This window comes from Pseudomonas sp. BJP69 (assembly GCF_007633355.1).
GTDB lineage: Bacteria > Pseudomonadota > Gammaproteobacteria > Pseudomonadales > Pseudomonadaceae > Aquipseudomonas > Aquipseudomonas juntendi.
In genome coordinates this window covers 1,389,233-1,412,175 of sequence record NZ_CP041933.1, presented here as the reverse complement: position 1 = coordinate 1,412,175, position 22,943 = coordinate 1,389,233, and the positions used below count along the sequence as shown (strand labels likewise).

Sequence of the window (22,943 nt, the reverse complement as noted above, 5' to 3'; positions counted from 1 at the left end):
TCAGTTACTGAAGTCAACGGCCATTTCGACTACACCTTGACGACCGCGCGTTCGGCTGGGCGTTTGCGCCTGCTCAGCCACAAAAGAGGCTGACCATTGAAATTCTTGCCAATGGTGAAGTGGTTGCCCACGGCCTCGCGCAACAGTTTCGTGAGGACTTGCAAACGGCCGGCATTGGCGATGGTTGCTATCTGTTCGACTTGCAACTGTCTCACGAACTGTTCGACGGCCAGGTACATCACCTAACTGCGCGCATTGCCGATACAGGCAGCGCCCTTGGCGGTGGCCCGCACACCATAGGCCCAGAACACCGCGAGCCCAGCTACCCGCAGATACCCCGGGCAATGGGCCTTGGCATGCTTGCTGAATTGCTGAGCCAAACCACTTACAACCGCTTCGCCGGCAATCTGCGCAACTTTACTCAGGCCTATCGGCTTGCCTCGCGCCTTCAAGAAACCGGCGAATTTGCCGAGGCACGTACCGCCTGGGCGACGATTAACGGCGCGCTGGGTGCAAACCCGCTGGGCTACTGCAAGCTCGGCGAATGCCTCATGCAACTGGGCCTTGCCGATGAAGCGCTAGAGGCCTTCCGAGTAGCGGTCGGTTGCGACCTGCGCCTGCACTGGGCACACCTGGGTGTCGCCAACAGCCATTTTGCCCTTGGCCAGTTTGAGCAGGCCGAGGACGCGATGCAGGTGGCGATTGCCCTGCAACCGCAGGATACAGCCCTTGCCAAGCGCTTGAAGTACATGCAAGACCACGGTTTGCCACAGCGCGTAGACAAGCTGCTTGGCCAACAGCAACGCGAAGCAGCAATTGCCCTGCTTAAAGCTTTTTTGCTCAAGCGCCCGGACAGTAGGCAAGCCTGCGAGTTGCTGGGCGACTTGCTGTGCGAACCCAGTGACAACACCCTGCCGGGCATGACGCAACTGCATGAGTTGCGCAAGGCACAGCGCATTCTTGAAGTGTTGCTGGACGACGTCGAAAGCCGCCTTGACGAGAGCAGTGACTAAATGAACAAGCTGCTGCGCCACATTCAGGAACACAGCGCTGACGGTTTGGGCAGCTGCCTGATCGTAGGTGCTGGCACAGGCAGCCAATTGGGTGACTGGCGCCAGCTAGGCTGCCAGCAGTTGCTGCTGGCAGAGGCGCATCCCCGTTTGGCTGAAGAATTGGGCCGGCGCCTGCGCCATGATCAGGGCGAACACCTGCTGACCCTCGCCGTTACTGCCGATGAACACCCGGTGGCAACCCTGCTAGCACTGAACAACCTGGCCTATAGCAGCCTCAACGAACCGGTCGACCTGTTCAACCACTACCCAAACCTGCGCCGCGACGGAGTATTGCAAGTGCCGGCCCGCAGCATTGAGGCAGTCGTGGCCGACCATGCCCTGAACGGCCCGCAAGCACACACTCTGTTGCTGGCCGCACCTGGGCAAGCCCTTCAATTGCTGCAGGCTACCCCGCAGGCTTCGCTGCATGCCTTTACCTGGGTGATCACTGAATGCAGCAGCGAGCCGCTGTATGAAGGCGATGCCAGTGACAGCCAAGTAACCGCCTGGATGGAAGGTATAGGCTTTGAGCTGGTTAGCGATGATCCGGACGCCATCTTCCCGCAAAGCCAGCTGCTGTTCGAACGCAACACTAGGCGCATGCCCCAGCAATGCATCAGCAGCGAAGTGGCGCAACTGCACACGCAAGCTGCTGTAGCCGCACCTAGCAGCCAGCAGCAGATACAGGCGCTGCAAGCACAACTGCAACAACGCGATACTCAGGTGTACGAATTGACCGGGCTGGCCTGCGAGCAAAAACAACAGCTCGATCGGTTGCTGATTGACAAGACCCAGTTACTTTCGACAAACGAGGCCATCCAGGCAGAAAACGCTCAGCTGAGCCAGGCGCTACATGTCCAGGCCGACCTCGCTAGCAATGGACAAGCGCAGAACAAGGCACTTGCCACCGAGCGCGACCAACTAGTTAGTGCGTATGAAGCACTCCGGCAAAAGCATGCAGCCTTGGCTACCGCTCACGACGAGCAGGCTCAACAGCTAGCCACCGCGCGTGGCGAGCTCGACGCATTGAGCAAACACAACGCTGAGTTGGTCAGCCAAAGCGAAGCACAGCAGCGTCGTGAAGCCGAGCTGGCAGGTACTTGCGATGCTCAAACTCAACTGGCGAACGAGAGCCAGGCCCGCTTGGGCGAGCTTGCAGCCGAGCGCGATGCACTCACACAGGACAATAGCCGTCTGAGTGAAGCCTGCGAAGCGCAAACTCGGTTAGCCAATGACTATCAAGAGCAATTGAAGAAAGCGAACGAACAACGCGAGCAACAGGGTAAAGCACTGGCCGAGCAAAAAGACACCGCTGATGCCAACATAGAGTATGTGCAGGCGCTGGAGCGCGAAGCAGCCGACTACCAACATCGGCAGCGCTTGCTGGAAGAGGAGTTGGTCAAGAGCGAAGCCCAGCTTGAACTGATCAAAGACCTGCTGCTACGCGAGCCGGGGCTTTGAGCGTGGGCATGTCGATATTTAAGGCCATTGCCAATTGGCTGGGCATGTGTAAAGCGCCGCCAGCTGCAGAGCCACAGGCCGCGGACCCGGTTGTACTGAAAGATACCGACCACCGGCCCATCGCGCAGGTCGTCCCCTATGATGAAAATCTGCTTGAGCGCAGCCGCACGCAATGGCAGGTCGGTGACTGGAAAAGCCTCGCACAACTGAAGCCTGACACCCTGCAGCATCACCCTGATCGCGCCAAACTGGCGATGCTGGCCGCCGGTGGCCACCAGCAATTGGGCAACATGACATCGGCCCGCCAATTCACCCGCTTGGCTCAGGACTGGGGCTGCAGCAAAAAAATGATCAGCCAGGTACTGATTGCCGGCGTGCACAACACTCTGGGCCGCGCTACTGCTATCGCTGGCCGCTCGCAACAAGCCTTAGGGCACTTCCAGAACGCCGTAAACATTGCCACGCCCGGTGCCGATGCGCGCATGCTGGTGCAAGCACGCATGCGCGAGGAACTGACACGGTTTGAGATACCCGCTCTAGAAGACCAGCAAAAGCAATCCACCGCCACCGTCCCCGCGACCTACGAGAAAAACGCCGTCCAGAATTTGTCCGAAGAAGTGCAGAGGCAGCACGCGACCTTGAGCGAACAGATCAAGCAGCAGAATGCCGAAATGATCAAAGTTCGCCAGTCTCTGGAGCGTACAGTAAGATCCGAGATGCTTAACGCTGCTCAGCAATTGGAAGCATTTATGGGCGTTCAGAACTTTTTGAACCACGGTGAATACCTACCCGGCATGCACGGCTGGCCGATCAGCCCAGACTTTGCGCTGTATCTAGTCGAATTGATCAACGCTAATGATTATGATCTAGTCATCGAGTTTGGTTCAGGCACTTCCACGGTAATCGTTGCTAAAATCTTGAAAAAACTGGCACCCCAGAGGCAGGTAAAACGTGCCACGTTACAAGTAGCGTTTGAACACCTAGAACAGTATCACGCACAAACGCTCGATGATTTGACTCAGGCACACATGAATGAAGAAGTTGACCTCGTTCTAGCACCGCTTGTTCCGTATGAAGCTGCTGATGGAACTATTTATTCGTACTACGACTGCAAGTCAAAGCTGACGGAGCTTGCGACTAAGATTAAAAGCTACAGGCATAAAATTAAAATACTGGTAATTGTGGATGGGCCTCCTGGCTCCACTGGCACCCATGCGCGCTATCCTGCAGTTCCTGTTGTTTTACAGCACTTCAACGGCGCAATGTTTGATATAGTGCTTGACGACTATAAGCGCTCTGATGAAAAAGAAGTAGCTCAAATGTGGCTTGAGGAAATAAAAGAAATCCACCAAAACGCTGAGCTAATTATAAAAAAAATGGACAAAGACGCATGCCTAATTTCCACAAGCTTTGCAGAACAAAATCAACCAACATCAATCTAAGCTGAGAACTCTCTGGGCATACACAGAGTTATACATATGAAAATTCTGAGCAACGCAATAAAAGAATTCAAAACTAAAAACTACTCAAAAGCTGTCGAATTATTCCGAGAAGCAGGTATTTTGTACGGTGAAAATGTTGTATCCGCGCATATTGCCATGTGTCTTAAGAATATTCCAAAAAATAAATCTTCACATACGCACTCAAAAAACTTAGATCTTGCTACCCAGTTAATGCTCTCAAACACAGGAGAAATTGAACTCACTAGGCCGCAGCGAGAAAAAATGCTTGCACAATGGAAGCATCTAACCTCACGCCGTTCACAAGATGCAAAGGTGAAGACAGTCAACCCCATTCCACCCGACTGGCCTACTGACTTAACTTTGGCTCCGCTCCCAGATAGTACAAACGACTTTCTATGGAATAGAATTAGAAAAAAAAATTCAAATATCGGAAGAGATCACCAAGCGGGACTCAGTATCATTGTACCAACATTTAATCGCAGTAAAATTCTCGACATAACATTAGCCTGCCTTACAAACCAAGAATCAGTTTATCCATTTGAAGTAATCGTCGCCGACGATGGAAGCGCGGAACAAATAGTTGACGTTGTTAGAAAATATGAAAATCTTCTCGACGTAAAATATGTTCGTCAAAAAGATTATGGCTATCAGTTATGTGCGGTACGCAATCTAGGTCTACGAACAGCTAAATTCAAATTCGTCGCCATCCTCGATTGCGATATGGCACCAAACCCCAAATGGGTTGAATCCTACGTCACATTACTTCTAGAGGATGATGACGTCGCCTTGATAGGCCCGCGGAAGTACATAGATACCGAAAAGTTGCTGGCTGAAGATTTTGCAAAACACAGAGATTTAATAACCAAATTGCCTGAAGTTCTAACACATAATAGCGTAGCAGGAAAAACTCAGAACTCTGTTTCTGTAGATTGGCGACTAGAACACTTTGAGACAACCGATAATCTACGCCTTTGTGATACACCATTCCGTTTTTTCAGTGGCGGGAATGTGGCTTTTTCAAGTAAATGGTTAGAAAAAGCCGGTTGGTTTGATGAAGACTTTAACCACTGGGGAGGCGAGGATAACGAATTTGGATATCGACTCTACCGCGAGGGATGCTTCTTTAGGGCAGTAGACGGCGGACTGGCTTATCACCAAGAGCCTCCGGGGAAAGAAAATGAAACCGATCGTGCTGAGGGTAAAAAAATCACGATTGAAATTGTGAAAGAAAAGGTTCCATACTTTTACCGGAAACCTCTGCAACTCCAAAATTCTAGACTATTCAACAAGCCTCTTGTATCTATTTACATCCCCGCGTACAACTGCTCTGAGCATATTGTTAAATGCGTTGATAGCGCATTGAACCAAACCATTACCGACTTGGAAGTTTGCGTATGTGATGACGGTTCAACCGACAACACACGCGAAGTACTAGAGTATCACTATGGTCAGAATCCACGAGTGAGGGTTATTTCCAAGCCTAACGGAGGGATTGGTTCGGCCTCCAATAGCGCCGTTCGTTTAACACGTGGCTTCTATATAGGCCAATTAGATTCAGATGACTACTTAGAGCCAGATGCAGTCGAGCTCTGCCTACATGAGTTTTTCTTGAATCGGTCACTTGCGTGCGTCTATACAACCAATAGAAATGTTAATCCTGACGGTTCGCTTATTGCTGATGGCTACAATTGGCCAGAATTTTCTCGTGAAAAACTAACCACGGCCATGATCGCGCACCACTTCCGAATGTTTACAGCTCGCGCTTGGAATCTTACCGACGGCTTTGATGAAAAAATCACCAACGCCGTGGACTACGATATGTACCTAAAACTCAGTGAAGTAGGTCCTTTCAAGCATATCAACAAAATCGCCTACAACAGGGTACTCCACGGCGAGAATACGTCAATCAAAAAATTAGGCGCACAAAAAACCAATCACTTTGCAGTTGTAAATAAATCATTACAACGCCAATCTATTAAAAAATTTCAATATACGCCCCTCAACTCGACTGATGATTCTTGCAGGCGTTATAAGATTACAAACGGCTAACGGTCAGGAAGGCTTAATAATGTTGATTACCATCAAAAAAATGATCGGAAAAATCGTATTTTCATATGAAGGTGAAGCAGTCAGCTTCACCCACGAAATACGTCATCCAGACGACCTTCCAGCAACTGACGATTCATTATTCAGGATCGCAATTTTATCAAGACCTGCAAATGACACTAATTACTCTATAAGTGGAGTAACACCATACCTAGAGAGCGTAGAATTTTTCGAGAACGCCTATAACTGTACTATTACGACGCCCACTTTCGCCACACCAAACTATGAGCCTTTGAAATCCCTAACGGACGATGTTTATTTGTGCTTCTCCGGTGGATTCGATTCCGTAGCAGCGAAAGCTATATTACCTGAATCAACGCACCTGATCTCTAATGAGTTTGGTGGAGCTTTCGAGCGAGAGGCACTGTTCTTCAAAAACTTCCAAACCCAAGTCCTACAGTGGGATTTACGGAGAGTAAGACCTGAAGGGAAAATGAAATTCAATGAGTCTATTGACTGGCGATTTATGCTGGCGCCTGGGCTACTTTTCAAACAGGAAAACAAACCGATCACCTTGGCAACCGGCACCATTTTAGAGGCCAGTCCCTTTTGGTATTCAGGCACGCCAAAACCCGAATTCCAGAGCTATTCAAATTTTGGGTTCGGGAGAGATGTTTCAATTATCAATCCAGTTTCGTGCATTAGCGAATATTCAACAACATTGATCGCAGCCAAGGTATTGAGCCCCGTTTTTTTGAACAAAAGCCTGGATTCACTAGCCCCCCTAAAATCTTTGAAACGTTACCGTAAAGAGGTTTTGATAGCATTAACCAAAGGCGAGGCTGTACCAAACCCTCACGCAGACATGCCGAAACATGTATTCGGTCGCGGCTTTAGCGATGACACCATCGCACTTTATCTAGTTTGGAAACTTGGAAAAGATTGGGTAAAATTGAATTATTGCTCAAACATTCCACAACACTCCGAATATTTGGATATGTCATTTTTTGAGAAAATCCACACAAATAACTTGAACTGCTTCAGCTCGAAAGACAAACAAGATATTCTCGACAAACTCCAAAGATTCGAACTTCCACTCTACGACGATGACGACTACTTGAATATCACGAAGTCGATCGCGTTACGACAAGCGTTTCTTTCAACGCCTAAGTGATCGATAATTTATGTAAAAACTTCCGCACGCACACACCAAAGATGAACTAACAGTGAGGCTAAATATCAAAAACCAAAAGGCAGTGTAAATATGCTCAGCACGGCCCAGCAGCGCGTGCTGAGCGAAAAATTAGCCTGCATCACTCGACAAATAGTTCCATACCTTTATTGATTTAATCCTCATACGCTGGGGCAAGCGATCTAGATTTATCGGCCCCACCCATCGCGAACCTCCACCCAAATTTATTTTAAGTTGCATAGGCTGCTTTAAGGGCGCACGATCTTCAGCGCCCCCAAGATTCGCTGAAGCAACTAAAATCAGATTATCGTCATAGTATATTTTTATGTCCTCTGGAGTCCACTCAGCTGTATATTTATGATATCCACCACCCAAGTTCGAATGAGCACTATTTCGTTGCAATTCCTTAATACTTTTCCCTGCGTGAATTGTTGCATACCGTACGCCTGGGCTCTTATCACCCTTGGCTTCCATAATATCAATTTCTCCGTATTGATTTTTGTTTTCCCCCTGCAACCAAATCGCTGGTTGAAGACCAGGACTATCAGGGACATCCGCAATAACCTCAAATTTTCCGTAAGTAAAATAGTCAGCGCTGGCGATACTCACAGAGCTAACGTCCCTGTATTTGATTTTTTTTTGAAACTCATACTTTTCCTGCCTATAATTTGGATTGAGTACTCTCTCACGCCTTGCCTCTAGAATCAGCTCTCCATTTTGGTAGATGAGATTTTTGTCTCCATCGTTGTAGTAAACTTTAGTATTATTAGTAACCCCTGTAGTTCGTGACCAATGGGACTGATCTAGCCGCTGCCCCGTTGAAAAATCAACGTTTATCGAAGGGTAACTAGAAAACCCACCCGCCGCCGCCGACATAGACACCAAACACATTGATAACGACGCTGTCTTTATAGTCATCCCCAAATCCCTAAGCTATTTAGCCATTTCAAATTTAACGTCTAACCTACTTGATAACTCTATCCTCTCAGACATTCAGCTTATACCGAAATTCCAGACAGTCAGCGCAAAACAATGTTAACAATATCCAATGCACCGCATCTAGTGAAAGCTCGAGACACGAATCCCAGCTTTGGCACCAATCATAGCTCGACTTGGAGCCAAGCGAGTACCCTTTAAGCATCGCAATCCATTAAAACGTGAAAAATTTACGGAGCGAAGGTACCAAAAAGTGAGGTTTTGCGGCATCATATATGGCTTCTTCTCCACATACTGCTTAATGCTAGCTCACACGTTAGGGTTTTCAAGACATGAAAATTGCTGTATCTGGTACTGGGTACGTAGGGATGTCAAATTCAGTGCTTCTCGCGCAGCACCATGAGGTGGTAGCTCTTGATATTATCCCGGAAAAAGTCAAAGCCATTAATAATAGAGAGTCTTTCCTCTCTGATCCCGAGCTTGAATATTACTTAAAACACGAGCCTCTCAATTTAAAGGCGACACTTGACAAGCATGAGGCATATAAAGATGCGCAATTCATAATTATCGCAACACCAACGGACTATGACCCCGAGACAAGCTATTTCGACACACTATCAGTCGAGACCGTAATTAAAGATGTCTTAAAAATAAATCCCGAAGCGACGATGATAATCAAGTCGACGGTTCCGGTAGGCTTTACCAAGAGAATGCGTACCGAGCTTTGTTGCAATAACATTATTTTCTCACCAGAGTTTCTCCGAGAAGGTCGAGCGCTTTATGACAATCTTAATCCCTCACGCATCGTTGTAGGGTGCCGATCTCAACAAGCTCAGAAATTTGCTGAGATATTGCTGCAGGGCGCTCATAAAAAAGACGTTCCAGTGTTTTTAACAAACTCAACCGAGGCGGAGGCGATAAAGCTTTTTTCCAATACCTATTTAGCCATGAGAGTTGCATACTTCAATGAACTTGACAGCTACGCAGAAACACACGACCTCAATACACGCCAAATTATTGAGGGGGTTGGGGCTGACCCTCGTATTGGCAATCACTACAACAACCCTTCTTTTGGATACGGTGGATACTGCCTACCAAAGGATACAAAGCAACTTTTGGCCAACTATAGCGATGTTCCTCAAACACTAATCCAGGCCATTGTCGACTCTAACAGGACGCGTAAGGACTTTATTTCTGACTCCATTCTGAAGCGCCAACCGCAGCGAGTCGGAATTTACCGCCTCACTATGAAAGCCGGCTCTGACAACTTCAGAACATCTTCAATACAAGGCGTTATGAAACGGATAAAATCTAAAGGAGTAGAGGTTGTTATATATGAACCCGCCCTTGAAGAGGACAGTTTCTTCAATTCAAAAAACATTAAAAATCTTGAAGAGTTTAAGCAGACCTGCGACATCGTGATATCGAATCGACTAACAGAAGAAATTAGTGACATAAGCCACAAGGTCTATACTCGAGATCTTTTTGGCAAGGATTAAAAATACCAACAAAACCGAAAATACTTGTAGCATCGAGACAGCGCGTCAAACTTATGAAATCCTCAAGACTTCATAGTGCGACACCGACACAGTTCTACTTTTACCACCTGAGCTTACCGCTCGCAACTCAAAAATTGAGTATAGCGGTAGACTTAATGAGCGCATTTAATAGCAACTTAAGTGCGCATTGGAACGCAAGTAATCCTTCGCCCACTACGAGCCAATAAATCAGAAAAACTAGCGAAATCAATAGGAAATACCAAAACTTAACAGCTACTTTATCGAACTTATTCGTAAAGTAAAATTGTGAATTTAAAATTTTCGAGAAAGTGAAAGCCATGCCCAAAAACTTATCTTCCAGCTCCCCTATCCTTGTAACTGGAGGAGCCGGCTTTATTGGTTCGCATTTAGTCGACGCCTTACTTGCAGATGGCTACGCAGTTCGAGTGATTGATAACTTTACAACAGGTAAGCGTAGTAACCTTCCCTTGGGCAATCCTGGCTTGCAATTAATCGAGGGCAACGTAGCTGATGCCTCAATAGTAACCGAGGCGGTTTCTGGATGCCAAGCCGTTGTCCATCTAGCGGCGGTAGCTTCAGTACAGGCTTCGGTCGACGACCCTATTCGTACGCATCAGTCAAATTTCATCGGCACATTGAATATTTGTGAGGCAATGCGCCTAGCAAAGGTTAAGCGTGTACTGTTCGCTTCTAGTGCGGCAATTTATGGCAACAACGGTGAAGGCACGGCAATTTCGGAAGACACACCTAAATCACCATTAACGCCCTACGCATCGGACAAGCTGGCGAGCGAGCATTATCTTAACTTTTACCATCATCAACACGGATTACTGCCGGTAATTTACCGCTTCTTCAATATATACGGCCCCCGCCAAGACCCCTCTTCTCCATACTCGGGGGTAATAAGCATATTCGCTGACAGAGCCCGAAAAAACTTACCCATCTCTGTATTTGGTGATGGCGAACAAACAAGGGATTTTGTTTTTGTTCGTGATCTGATCAACTTACTACAGCAGGGACTACTACTACCAAGCATATCGGTTGAAACCGTCAATGTGGGACTGAGCCAAGCAACATCACTTAATCAAATTCTGAATGCTTTCTCACAAAATATTGGCAGGCTTCCCAAGGTCACTTATCACGCCGCCCGAAATGGTGACATCAGGCACTCCATGGCCGATAATCAGAGGCTTTTCAACTTATTCGATATGCCTGAACCGACAACCATAAATTCCGGCATAGCGCAGCTAATTGAGCAAGATCAATAAGACTTTCTAAGAGGTTCGGATATCGTTGGAGGTAAAGATACTCGAGGGGCGGTTTTTCAGCAAAAGATCATCGAGCTTCCGCCATCTCACGCTGACTTGCCCCTACTGTACCTCTAGCAGGCAAAATACACGATCGAATGCAGCTCTGGCCCTATTTATGGCTGCTGAGACTGGCCTAGCTAGAGATAAATTTAATTCAACATTGATATGAGATGCGAGAGCTAATCATTCCCCCTTAATGCTTGAGTACTTTGATAAGTACTGAGAACATGTGCTGAATCGCTCATCAATCCCATGAGCCTATTCTTCGCACGATGTGCAACGGCGTTCTTATCAATACTTAATGGGTTTGATGAGAGATGTACATCAGCGAGCGCTCAGAGGACGACTTTTTAACGCTCCTTAGGTGATAATCAGCTCCGAGGCTGAACGATGTATGCATTTCTCATCAGCTTATCGATGAAATCAACGATATAATCACTCGAATTTTCACCCGCGACCTGTGCAGCAAGGACTGAGCGCGGCCATGACATGGCTACAGTTTTCTATGGAGATCTCGATGCAAACCCTACTCTCCGGCCTGAGTGAACAGGCCAGCCGCGCGTACGTAGGCGCTTCTTTAGACGACAAATTTTCGTTTCAGTGGAGACCGGCTGCGCAGTTGGTCGCTGACCCCGAGCTCGCGAACGGAACGTCTGCCCGCCTCGCCGTGTGGCTCTATCGCGCGCCTTGGAACTGGCTGGCTGATGGCACTATTGCCGATGTCACTGCGGCACTGCTGCAGTGGCAAACAGAGCAGCGTGCCGTGCTACAACTGCGTCGCACTCTGCGCCAGCGACTCATTCTTGTAAACATCGACCGGGTGCCGGCTCAGACGCTGTTCGAACGCCTGGGGCTCGCATACAACGACGAACCCCAACACTTGTTCGCCGACCCACTGGCGGCAACCCTGGCCGGTGTTTTCGAGCAAATGGCACCGGAATGCTGGACCCTGTACGAAGCCTTGGAGGCTGCGTCCTGGCTGCCAAATGGTGAGCCGGAGTTCCGCGCCAACCGCGCACTGCCTACCCACGCGGGCTTGGTCGAGTTGCTGGAACTGGTGCATGCCGGCCGTCAGCTTCCGAACGCTCAGTTGCAGCTTCACGAGCGTGACAGGGCTATCAGCGTTCTGCGCCGCGAAGCAGAGCAGGTACGTTCGGCCCAGCACAGCCGCCAGGACGACCGCGAGTTCGTAAATGCCCAGCTGCAACGTGCCCAGCAGGCACTGACCGAACAGCAGGCCGAAGGTCAGCTGCTGAAGGACCAGCTAGCGGAACTGAAGCTACAGCTGACCTCGACCCTGGCGGACAAGCAACAAGGTCCCCAGGCTTCAGAGTTTTCCCAAACGGGTAGTAACGCGCTGCTCGAAGAAAACCAGTTGCTGCTCGCGCAGTTGCAGCAGTTGCAGGAAGAGCTGGAAAAGCGTCACTTCGAAAGCCAGGCCAGCAACGAAAAGTTCGCCAAGCTGAACAATGAGCTAGACCAACTCCGGGCGGCGCAGCAGCAGGCTGGCCTGGAAACGGCGAACGCCCAAGCACTGAGCGAAGAAAACGAGCTGCTGCTGTCGCAACTGCACCTGGTTCAGGAAGAGCTGGAAAACTACTACCTGGCCAATCGCGAAATGCTCGCGGCCATGGACCAGTCCAACCATACGCTGCACCGTGCCCGTAAAGTAATCAGCCGAGTGGCTGCCCATGTCTGAGGTGAAAACGGTATTACCGTATAACAGTGTGGTCGATGCTCAGTGGTACTTGGCAACCTATCCCGATGTAGCAGCCAGCGCAGCAGACCCGCAACAACATTACGATCTGCATGGCGCCGCAGAGGGCCGCCTGCCCCGCTACCTGCAGGCCTATCGCCTCGACACTGCACTTTGGGGCGGCTTCAGCGCCCTGGCATTGCCCGAGCTTGCTGCCCTGCATGCGCAGACCGATGACCGCGAGGAGTACGCCTACGCTTCCTGGACATTGGCCCGCTGGCATGCCAGTGCCGGGCAGTGGTCGAGTGCGCTGCCGTACATCGATGCCCTTGCCGAACCTCTACCGCCCTACATCGGCGGGCTTGGCCCCACGTTGCTGCGGACCGAAGTGCTACTGCGCAGTGGCCAGCAGGCGCAGGCTCAGGCGTGCATCAGGCAGGCCATCGCCGCCCAGGGCCAGCAGCCAGACCTTTGCCTGGCGGCAGCAAACGTGGCGCTGACCAGCGATGATCCACGGCATGACTCGGCCACTTCGCGGCGGTTGCTCTGGCTCAACCGTGCACTGGCGGCTGTCGAATTGGCGCCGGTCGCTCTGCGCAACCCGAATGCTGCGCTCAGTCTGGATAACCTGCACGCCAGTTGCACCGCGCAGATTGCACCCGAGGCTCAGCCCAAAATCAGTGTAATCATGCCGGCGTACAACGCACAGGCGTTCATCGAAACAGCTTTGCGTAGTCTGCTGGAGCAAAGCTGGAGCAACCTGGAAATCCTGGTGGTCGATGACTGCAGCACAGACGCCACTGTCGAGCGCGTATCTGCGCTTGCTCAAGAGGATGCCCGCATCATCCTGCTGCAGCAGCCGGTCAACCGCGGTGCTTATGCTGCCCGCAATACAGCACTAAGCCACGCAACCGGCACATTCCTGGTCAACCACGACAGTGACGACTGGTCGCATCCTCAGCGGCTGGAGCTGATGGCTACACCACTGCTGGAAAACCCCAACCTAGTCGGCACTCTGGCTGAATGGGTCAGGGCCGATACCCAACTGCACTTCCAGTGCTGGCGTATCGAGAACAGCCTGATTGAACCAAGTGTTTCGACCATCATGATGCGCTGCGACGCAGTGCGCGTCCTTGGCGGCTGGGATGAAGTGCGTGTCGCTGCTGACCACGAACTACGCCAACGTTTGCAGCGCTGCCATGGCGCCGATGCACTGCTGTACGTGCTGCCGGGCGTACCGCTGGTTATTGCCCGCCATCTGCCACAGTCGCTGACCATGGCATCCAGCACGCACTTGCGCTCGACGTTCTATGGTCTGCGCCAGCTATACAGCGCACTTGCCGAGGCTTGGCACGGCATGGCGGACGACGCAGCCGGGCTGTGCTTGCCTTCCGCCAGCGGCGCCCGAGCGTTCCCGGCACCGGCACCCATGCTGCGTAACGCCCAGGCCAAGGCCAGCTACGATTGGCTGGTGGTCAGCGACCTCAGCGAAGCGGCGCGTAGCGCCAAGCCTCTGCGGCTGGTGCTGGCGCGTTTGCAGGAACAAGGCGAGCATATTGGCCTGCTGCATTGGCCAGACTATCAACGGCCAAGCCCGATCGACCCGGCCCTGCTGCGCCAGGCCGTCGAGAGTAAAGTCGAGATGGTCCTTGCAGAGCAGCAATTGGCTGCCAGCCGAGTACTGGTGGTGGGCCGCCACCTGCTGGCTTATCCATTGGATCAAGTACCGGCCATCGAAGGGCTGCAAGGCTGCCAGGTTATCGATTCGGTCCGGGAAGCCAAGTCGCTGGAAATCGGCGCCCCCCCCGTTGCAGCTCCGCTGGCCAGCGCACCCGCTGCCGAAGTGGTTTCGGTGGCTGTTGCACCGCCAGTACCGCAGGTTGCCATCGCTGAGCGGCCGGCAGAGAAGCCCGCCTTACCGAAGCCTGCCGAACCTGTAATACCAGCCTTGTTCGACGAGGCCTGGTACCTGGAACGCAACCCAGACTTGCAAGGAGCCAGCCTGGACGCCTGGCAGCACTACCTTGCCCACGGCCATGCCGAAGGCCGAGAACCCGGCCCCGACTTCAATACGGCGTGGTACTTGGAACAATGTGTCGAAGCCCGCGAAAGCGGCATGCCGGCACTGCTGCACTATCATCAGTCGGGGCGTCATACCGGCTACGATGTTGGGAACCCCACATTCGCTGGCGACCTGCAACAACGCCCAGGCAGGCCCACCGTGCTGCTTTGCGCCCATGCCGCCAACGTGCAGCTGTTTGGCGCGGAGCGCAATTTGCTGGATACGCTGGATGCTTGCGCTGTGCTACACCTGAACGTGCTGGTCAGTGTGCCGAGCGTTGCCAACCCCGCTTATATCGACGCGTTGCGCGCGCGGGCCATGCAGGTGGTTTGCATTCCAACCCAACTGTGGCGTGCTGACATTGCGCCCTGCCGAGTGGCCGTTGAGCGTTTCTGTGCCTTGATTCGCAATCATTCGGTGGACTTGGTACACAGCAATACCCTGATGCTGCGCGAACCGCTGATCGCCGCACGCCTTGCCCAAGTACCAGCCGTGCTCCATGCGCATGAGTCCCCCGCGCATGACGCCGACCTGTGTGCAGCTATCGGCTTGCCTGCGGATCAGATCGTTGCCGAGGCAGTGGGCCGGGCCGACCAGGTATTGGCCAACTCCGCCTTCACGGCGCAACACATCGCAAAACCGGGCGCGACGCATGTGGTTGGCAACATCATCGACCTCAAAGCGTTCGACCTGCCGAATACGCTAGACAACAAGCGCATCACCGCGGCACTCATCAGCAGCAATTTGCCCAAGAAAGGCATTGCTGACTTGTTGCAGCTAGCTTGTGACACGTCTAGCGACACGCCCAATTTGCAACTGTTGTTGATTGGCCCGCACACCCCCGGTGTTGCTGCTTTGCGCACCTTGGAAGCCCGCGGCAAACTGCCAGGCAATTTGAGTATTCTGCCATACGCCGCAAGCCCGCAGGCTGCCATTGCCCAAGCCAACATCGTACTAAACCTGTCCCACTGCCAGGAAACCTTCGGCCGCACAGTGCTGGAAGGAATGGCGGCGGGCCGGCCGGTGCTTGCCTATCGCTGGGGGGCTTTGCCAGAACTGATTGATGAAGGCGTAACGGGTTACACCTTTGAGCATGGCGACACCAAAGGCATGGCCAAAAGGTTGCGGCAGTTCTGCCTCAATCCGAAGAAGATCCGTACGCTGGGTGCTGCAGGCCGTAAACGTGCCAAAAAGTACAACTTGAAGCTGCTCAGCCAGCAGTTGCAGAGTGCTTATGAGTCGGCACTGGGGGCGTCACTGCGGGAGGCCGGCGAATGAGCTGAAAGCAACGGTAGGCGCCCCTGAGTCAAAGGGGCGCCTGCCGCCTTGTTCGTTTCTATCGCCCCATCGTGATACAGCGTCTTTTCCTGGGGGCTGGCGTACCCCTGAACGGTCATTGAAAAAGTTCAGCCTTGATTTTATCCACGAAGTAGATAGAGCCATGCTTGCTGAGGTGACCAAAGTCGACCACTGGCAGATCTACTAAGTCGCTACCAAGACGACTCAAACACCCCTTCCCGTTACAAAGTATGTCCAAGGCCGAGATGTAGGACGCCCCGACAGAAGGAACGTGTTCCTTGAAGAACCCATCCCATTCTGCAGTTTGGGGGTTCAGCCCGTACGTCATGTATCGCGGCGGAACTTGGTTATGCTCTGCCCAATAGTTGAGAACCACTGAACTTAAATCGCCATTCCAATGCGGCACCGGACCAATTACAACGATTTTACTCGTAGGCGAAACAGCTTTTATCCTGTTCACCGTTTCTTGCAGCATCGCCAACGCCTGGTGCTGTTCATGGGGCGCATTACTGCCAAATACCAACCAGGTCATCACCACAACGTCGGGCTTATATTGTGCCACCGCTTCAAGCCGGTCGCTGTTGGCTTGTGCAACTGACTTGCCTTCATCAGTCTTGCCGGAGCTGGCGAAGAATGGCGGCCCGTTGCCATCGGTCATTTGTGAGATACCGTATTCGTTATACCCGATGTCGCGAGCACTCAGTACCCCTTGGTAAAGGGCCGCCGCATAAGAGTCGCCCCAGATGAACAACATTTTACGGCGGGGTTCGATGCAGTGGGTGTGACTAAGTTCTTTAGACACCGAGTGGCAAATACCGTAACGAATATTCTGCTTGAAATCGTAGTATTCGTAGACGTTGGTGATGGCCGATAACGCCTGAATTTCCCCCTGTACCCGATAGGAGGCGCCGTTGCTTTTCACAACTGTAAACCCCGCAGCCAGTACTAGGCAAAACGCAGCGATGGCGGTTGGGTTGCGAAATTTGCCAAGGCTGGCACTTAACGTGCCGGGCGCTGCGGCGCGCTGGCCAACAAAGTTTTCGACGGTAAGGTAAGACACCAGGCCCAGTGCAAAAGATAACAGCACACCGCCAATAATCGCCTGCGGCTGCTCAATAAAGCCGCTTTTGAAGAGGTAAACGCAAATGGGCCAGTGCCACAAGTAGGTTGAATAGGACGTTTTACCCATCCAAGCCACCAGCCAATGCCTGGCCAGGCGCGATCCGGTATAACCGGCGGCGATCACCAGGCAAGTACCGAGTACGGGCAACAACGCCCACTGCCCAGGCCACGCGATGGTGCTGTCAAGGGCGATGAACGAAGCTACGATCATTAGCAACCCGGCTAGCGCGATCGGGGCTTTTTTGCTCTCGCAAAGGTTGACCGGGTAAAGGTAGACGACGCCACCAATCAACATCTCCCACGCCCGTGATGGCAGCATGTAGTAGGCGAAACTCTCCAGATGATAAGAAGCCCAAGTAGCGAAGGCGAACGACAACAGCATTAGACCCACTATCACTGCCCGGCCAGCGCTGGCCCCCAGCGCCCTGTGCACGCCCACGATGATCAGCGGGTAGGCCAGATAGAACTGCCATTCGGCCGACAGTGACCAGGTGTGCAACAGCCATTTTAAATGTGAAGCTGAATCGAAATAGCCAGACTCGCTATACAACATCAAGTTGGAGGTAAACGAAAGCGCGCCAGCCACATGCTGCCCAAGTTGCTTATATTCGACAGGGAGCAGGTTGAAGTAGCCCCACACCAGCATAGCGGCGCAGAGAGCGACCAAGGCGGGAACCAGGCGTTTGGAACGGCTGGTGTAAAAACCCAAGAACGTGAAGGTACCGGCCTGAACTTTGGGAAAAATCGCACCGGTCATCAAGTAGCCCGAGATGACGAAAAACACGTCAACGCCGGCAAATCCTGCGGGGAGCATGGCAGGTTTGAAATGGAACAGCACCACCGCAACGACTGCTAACGCCCGCAGTCCATTCACATCGTCCCTGAATCGCATACGCACCTTTTAGAGAAAGTCTTGGCTGAGCCTTATTGGAATCAGTGCGACTGTAACAGATGACTAGTGGCCAATGGGTATCAGTTTACGAGCGCAGTCGAGGTGGGGTATCAGGTGCCTGAGCGCGCACTCGATCTCAAGGGCACTGCAGAGCACACGCCAAACACCTGTCTCATACGCACCTACAAGGCTTATCGAGCACCCCCACCGCCTGTTCGTTCTGAGATCCGTAACCTTTTTCAGTATTCCCCAGAGTGTGCCAAGTACTCCCCACCTAACACCAACGGGCGGTGCGGCACGCCCCGTCGGTCAGCGTGTCGGATAATGCACCACGCTTCGCAGGCATGTTCGCCCGCGTTACGCGGTATGCTGTAGGGGAAGCGTCTCCACAGGAACCCGCACCCGCTATGACGGAACAGCCATCGCAGGCAGCCAAATCGGCCGCCGCAGTCCACCCCGCACATGAAGACCCGCTCATCCCCACTGGCGCTTCTGCGCAAAGTCCAGATGCCGCGCCAGCCACGTTGTTGCCCTTGTCAGCAAAAGCATTGCCCAGCGCCGATGGCGCCTGGGAATGGGAAGATTACCCTCAAGTTCGCGCACGTATTGCTCAAGCCAAGGCCGAGCAACGCGCGGCGAACCCTGTAGCGCCGATACCCGTGCTGGATTTCGACCCAGCCGCCTTGGCCAATCATGCCGCGCAGTTGCGATTCCAGCCCCCCGGAGCGCTGCCGCTGGTATCAATCCTCATTCCGGTGTTCAACAACGCCAAACTCACGCTCGAATGCCTGGCGTCTATACAGCAACACCTCCCGGTAGGCTTGGATGTCGAGATCATCGTCGCCGACGACGCCTCTACCGACCAAACTCAGGCACTGCTGGCCAAGGTGCCTAACATTCGCTACCTGCGCAACGCCCACAACCTGGGCTTTCTGCGCAATTGTAACCAGGCCATGAGCCAGGTCACCGGTGCGTTCACCGTGTACCTCAACAACGACGTGCAGGTAACCGCTGGTTGGCTGGAGGCATTGCTGGCCACCTTCGCAGATTTCGACAAGGTTGGCGCCGTAGGGCCCAAGTTCGTCTACCCCAGCGGCCACCTGCAAGAAGCCGGCGCAGCGTTAGCGCCAGACGGCTTGTCCACCATGGTAGGTTTTGCCGATAACCCCAATGAGCCGCGCTTCAACTATACGCGGCGGGTGGATTACGTATCCGGCGCCTGCCTGCTCGCCCCTACCGCGTTGCTCAGGCGCATCGGCGGCTTCTCGGAAGCTTTTCTACCCTGCTATTGCGAAGACAGCGACCTGTGCCTGAGCATTCGTGCCGAAGGCTACGAGGTCTATTACAACCCGCATGCCACCATCATTCATCACCTGTCGAAAACCACCGCAGCTGCCGGTAACGATTTCAAGATGGCTAGTATCGCCAATAATGTCAGCGTGCTGAGCAGAAAGTGGGGCTCCACCATTGAGCAACAGTTCGACCCGCGGCTTATTTGCTTTTACTTGCCGCAATTCCACCCAGTGCCGGAAAATGACGTGTGGTGGGGCAAAGGCTTTACCGAGTGGACCAACGTCAGCAAGGCACAACCCAATTTCGTCGGTCATTACCAGCCACGTATTCCAGCCGACCTTGGCTACTACGACCTGCGCCTGCTTGAAGTCATGCAAGCTCAGGCAGACCTGGCTCAGCGCTATGGTATTCATGGTTTTTGCTTCTACTACTATTGGTTCGGCGGCAAGCGCTTGTTAGAGCGTCCGGTCGAACAGCTGTTGCAAAGCGACAGGCCAGACATTCCCTTCTGCTTATGCTGGGCAAACGAAAACTGGACACGCCGCTGGGACGGCCTGGAACAAGAGGTCTTGATTGCTCAAGCACACAGCGACGATGACGATTTAGCCGTCATCAACGACCTGATACGTTTCTTCAAGGATGGCCGCTACATCAAAGTCGGCGATCGGCCGCTACTGCTTATCTACCGGCCAACGCTGTTTCCCGATTTTGCCAAAACGGCAGCTCGCTGGCGGGAAGCCTGCCGCAAACGGGGGGTGGGCGAAATCTACATCGCGATGGTGGAGTCGTTCGGTCTGGCCACAGCGAGCTTCCATCCCTCCCAGTTCGGCTGTGATGCGGCGGTCGAATTTCCCCCTGGCGGGCTTGTCCAGCCCAAGCCACCCAGCGGAGAGATGCTCAACCCTGACTTCACAGGCCACTCGGCGGACTATAGGGAGCTCGCGGTAAGCTTCGCCTCACGCCCCGGCCCTGCCTATACACGCTTCAAGGGCGTCATGCCCGGCTGGGATAACACAGCACGGCGCCAGCATGCGGGCGGTTGTTTCGAGCATTCCTCGCCAGGCGCCTTCCAGGCCTGGCTGGAAGAGTCGATTACCGATACGCGCCAGCAATACTTCGGTGACGAACGCCTGGTGTTTATCAACGCGTGGAACGAATGGGCCGAAGGCGCGTACCTGGAGCCCGACCGGCGCTTTGGGCACACCTACCTAGAAGCCGTAAGCAACGCGCTAGACGCTTCGCGTCTGTTGAAGAAAAACTGACTGGCTGGACCCTGATGACCCACATCATAAAAAACAGCAATGACGTATGCTTGGCCGGCCATCCGTTCGCGCCCATCGGTATGGGCGAACATGTACGTGCCACCTTCCGTTCGTTGAGAGCGGTCTACGCACCGCCCGTTATTCACGATATCTACAAGATCGTCGCCGCCACTGAAGCCGACAGCAGCGAGTTTGGCCAAGCCCTCACCGACCAGCCCGCCGCGATCAACATTTTCCACATCAACGGCAACGAAGTGGAACATGCTTTGGAGCACATCAATCAAACGCGCCCCTGGTCGGGCTACAACATCATCTATCCGTTGTGGGAGTTGCCGCGCTACCCCGATGAATGGGCGGTACAACTCGATCGCTTCGACGAAATCTGGGCCGCCTCGCGATTCGTCATGGATGGTATTCAGGCTGCATGCAAAAAGCCGGTGGTGCATATGCCACTGGCCACGGAGGTGCACCTCGACAACTTCTTCGGCCGCCGCTACTTCGGCCTGCCAGAAGCTGATTATGTCTTCCTGTTCTTTTATGACCTGCGCTCGTTCTCGACGCGCAAAAACCCTCAAGGTGTCTTCGAGGCGTTCAAGCAAATGCTGGCCAAGCGGCCGTACGCCAACACGCACCTGGTGATCAAGGTAAACGGGGTTGATATGAACCCGCAGGCCTTTGCCGACTTGCAAGCCGAAGTGAAGTCATTACACGGCCGGGTTACCTTGATCGAACGGACCATGAGCAGTACAGAAGTAAAAAACCTGCTGCGCTGCAGTGACTGCTTCGTTTCGCTGCATCGCTCGGAAGGTTACGGCTTCGGTATTGCCGAGGCCATGGCGCTGGGCAAGCCGGTTATTGCCACAGCCTATTCTGGCAACATGGACTTCATGACCGCACACACCAGTTTGCCAGTCGATTACCGCTTGGTTGCAGTGAACGAAGGCGAATATCCCCATCACGAAGCACAGCATTGGGCTGAGCCAGACGGCGAGCAGGCAGTGGCGTACATGATACAGCTGGTGGATGACCCCGCCATGGGCCGCGCGCTGGGGCGACAAGCGCGCCTGCACATGCAAAGCTTCTTCAGCTACCGCTACACCGGGTTGCGCTACCGGGCCCGCCTGGCAGAGATACGTCAACAGTTGCCCAGGGCCTGAGGTCGACAGCCAGCCTATCGCCAGCGCATGCCTTGGATGCAGCCCACCGCCGGCAAGCCAGCCCCCACAGGGACCGCGCAAATCTTGAGGTTTACACTGCTCCTGTGGGAGCCCGACTTGCCGGCGGAGGGCCGCAACGCGGCCCCCCAGGACTTAATACTCAACCCACCGGTTGTGTGCAGTATTACCCGCGGGCCTGGTCACGCCAGTAGTCGAGAACATCACGCACGGTTTGCATCAGCGGCGTGGTGGGCACCCAGCCCACGGCTGCTTTGATCCGCCCATTGTCCCCTGCTGCCACGGGAATGTCTGAGGGACGCAACCGGTCAGGGTCGGTCTGGACGGTTATAGGCACCTTGGCTTCAGCCAGCAGCGCCTGTAATACAGTGCGGATCTGCCGACTTGCGCCTGAGGCAATATTATAAGTGCGGTGCTGAAGCTGGCCGCTGTCTGCGTCAAGCAGCATGGCGTAGGCTTCGCACACATCGAGCACATTTAAGAAGTCACGGCTTGCATCAAGGTTGCCCACCTTGAGCACGGGCGCCTGTAAACCAGCCTCTATCCAAGCGATCTGCCTGGCGAACGAAGCTGTTACAAAGTCTGCGCTCTGCCCTGGGCCAATATGGTTGAACGGCCGCACTACGACTCCGGGCATACCTTGGCGCAAGTACTGCATAACGGCATGCTCAGCTGCCAGTTTGCTGGCAGCGTAGGGATTCATCGGGGCACAGGCGGCCTCTTCATCCAGCACTTGGCTACTTTTGAAGCTTTCGCCATATACCTCAGAAGAGCTGACAAACAAGGTGAAACATTCAGGCGTGTGAACCCTCAATGCTTCCATCAAATTCAGGGTACCGATGACGTTGGTGTGCCAGGTCAGCAGTGGTTCATTGAAGCTGACAGCGACGTTGGAGACCGCCGCTAAATGTACCACGTGCGTGGGCCTGGCCCGCTGGATCACCGTTTCGACCTGAGCCCGATCGCGAATATCCATCACCTGATATCCACATTCGCACTCCACTGGCACGGGGGTTGATGCCACCGCGCAGATGACTTCATGGTGGGCTTGCAGCAACCGGCGCTGCAGCACTTTGCCCACAAAGCCGTTGGCCCCGGTCAACAGAATTCTGGCCATCTAGAAACTCCAAATCGCTGGCACCGCCAGGCACAAGCTTGATGA

At 53.2% G+C, this 22,943-nt stretch carries 15 protein-coding genes; 11 read left to right on the top strand and 4 right to left on the bottom strand.

Annotated elements, in window-relative coordinates:
• Positions 1 to 29: 29 nt before the first annotated feature.
• Positions 30 to 239 carry a hypothetical protein gene (locus tag FPB55_RS26485; RefSeq protein ID WP_238706626.1) on the bottom strand — a complete coding sequence of 70 codons (210 nt, stop codon included), beginning with the start codon at positions 237 to 239 and terminating at the stop codon, positions 30 to 32.
• 117 nt (positions 240 to 356) lie between these two features.
• Between FPB55_RS26485 and FPB55_RS26480 the strand changes: the two genes are divergently transcribed.
• The 5 genes from FPB55_RS26480 to FPB55_RS06520 all read left to right on the top strand — a co-directional run bounded on the left by FPB55_RS26480 (position 357) and on the right by FPB55_RS06520 (position 7,196).
• Positions 357 to 1,013, top strand: a complete 657-nt coding sequence (locus tag FPB55_RS26480) for a tetratricopeptide repeat protein (RefSeq protein ID WP_238706625.1) — start codon at positions 357 to 359, stop codon at positions 1,011 to 1,013.
• Positions 1,014 to 1,376: 363 nt separating this feature from the next.
• A complete protein-coding gene (locus FPB55_RS06535) occupies positions 1,377 to 2,513 on the top strand; it encodes a hypothetical protein (protein ID WP_178097498.1) in 1,137 nt (378 codons plus the stop codon).
• Positions 2,514 to 2,521: 8 nt separating this feature from the next.
• Positions 2,522 to 3,955 (top strand): methyltransferase FkbM, encoded by a 1,434-nt coding sequence (locus FPB55_RS06530; RefSeq protein WP_238706624.1) that lies wholly within the window; start codon positions 2,522 to 2,524, stop codon positions 3,953 to 3,955.
• A gap of 36 nt (positions 3,956 to 3,991) precedes the next feature.
• The gene (locus tag FPB55_RS06525) at positions 3,992 to 6,025 is read left to right on the top strand and encodes a glycosyltransferase (RefSeq protein WP_144187813.1); all 2,034 of its coding nucleotides are present in this window, start codon (positions 3,992 to 3,994) and stop codon (positions 6,023 to 6,025) included.
• Positions 6,026 to 6,044: 19 nt separating this feature from the next.
• The gene (locus FPB55_RS06520) at positions 6,045 to 7,196 is read left to right on the top strand and encodes a hypothetical protein (protein ID WP_144187811.1); all 1,152 of its coding nucleotides are present in this window, start codon (positions 6,045 to 6,047) and stop codon (positions 7,194 to 7,196) included.
• A gap of 129 nt (positions 7,197 to 7,325) precedes the next feature.
• Here the strand turns inward: FPB55_RS06520 and FPB55_RS06515 are convergent, their stop codons facing one another.
• Positions 7,326 to 8,132, bottom strand: a complete 807-nt coding sequence (locus FPB55_RS06515) for a glycoside hydrolase family 16 protein (RefSeq protein WP_144187809.1) — start codon at positions 8,130 to 8,132, stop codon at positions 7,326 to 7,328.
• Positions 8,133 to 8,482: 350 nt separating this feature from the next.
• Between FPB55_RS06515 and FPB55_RS06510 the strand changes: the two genes are divergently transcribed.
• From FPB55_RS06510 to FPB55_RS06495, 4 genes are all read left to right on the top strand, one after another.
• Complete coding sequence (locus FPB55_RS06510; protein ID WP_144187807.1) at positions 8,483 to 9,649, top strand: nucleotide sugar dehydrogenase; 1,167 nt, start codon at positions 8,483 to 8,485, stop codon at positions 9,647 to 9,649.
• Between the two features lie 338 nt (positions 9,650 to 9,987).
• Entirely contained in the window at positions 9,988 to 10,938 is a 951-nt protein-coding gene (locus FPB55_RS06505; protein WP_144187805.1) for an NAD-dependent epimerase/dehydratase family protein, read from the top strand.
• 502 nt (positions 10,939 to 11,440) lie between these two features.
• Positions 11,441 to 12,679, top strand: a complete 1,239-nt coding sequence (locus FPB55_RS06500) for a hypothetical protein (protein WP_144187803.1) — start codon at positions 11,441 to 11,443, stop codon at positions 12,677 to 12,679.
• Positions 12,672 to 16,016, top strand: a complete 3,345-nt coding sequence (locus FPB55_RS06495) for a glycosyltransferase (RefSeq protein WP_144187801.1) — start codon at positions 12,672 to 12,674, stop codon at positions 16,014 to 16,016. Before FPB55_RS06500 ends, FPB55_RS06495 begins: the two co-directional genes overlap by 8 nt.
• 115 nt (positions 16,017 to 16,131) lie before the next feature.
• On the opposite strand, the gene FPB55_RS06490 is transcribed toward FPB55_RS06495, so the two are convergent.
• Positions 16,132 to 18,051 carry an acyltransferase family protein gene (locus FPB55_RS06490; protein ID WP_144187799.1) on the bottom strand — a complete coding sequence of 640 codons (1,920 nt, stop codon included), beginning with the start codon at positions 18,049 to 18,051 and terminating at the stop codon, positions 16,132 to 16,134.
• Positions 18,052 to 18,458: 407 nt separating this feature from the next.
• On the opposite strand from FPB55_RS06490, the gene FPB55_RS06485 reads away from it, so the two are divergent.
• Entirely contained in the window at positions 18,459 to 20,606 is a 2,148-nt protein-coding gene (locus FPB55_RS06485; RefSeq protein ID WP_238706623.1) for a glycoside hydrolase family 99-like domain-containing protein, read from the top strand.
• Entirely contained in the window at positions 20,501 to 21,763 is a 1,263-nt protein-coding gene (locus FPB55_RS06480) for a glycosyltransferase family 4 protein (RefSeq protein ID WP_238706622.1), read from the top strand. The genes FPB55_RS06485 and FPB55_RS06480 overlap by 106 nt, the downstream gene beginning before the upstream one ends.
• Before the next feature lie 184 nt (positions 21,764 to 21,947).
• On the opposite strand, the gene FPB55_RS06475 is transcribed toward FPB55_RS06480, so the two are convergent.
• Complete coding sequence (locus tag FPB55_RS06475; RefSeq protein WP_144187795.1) at positions 21,948 to 22,898, bottom strand: GDP-mannose 4,6-dehydratase; 951 nt, start codon at positions 22,896 to 22,898, stop codon at positions 21,948 to 21,950.
• Positions 22,899 to 22,943: the final 45 nt, after the last annotated feature.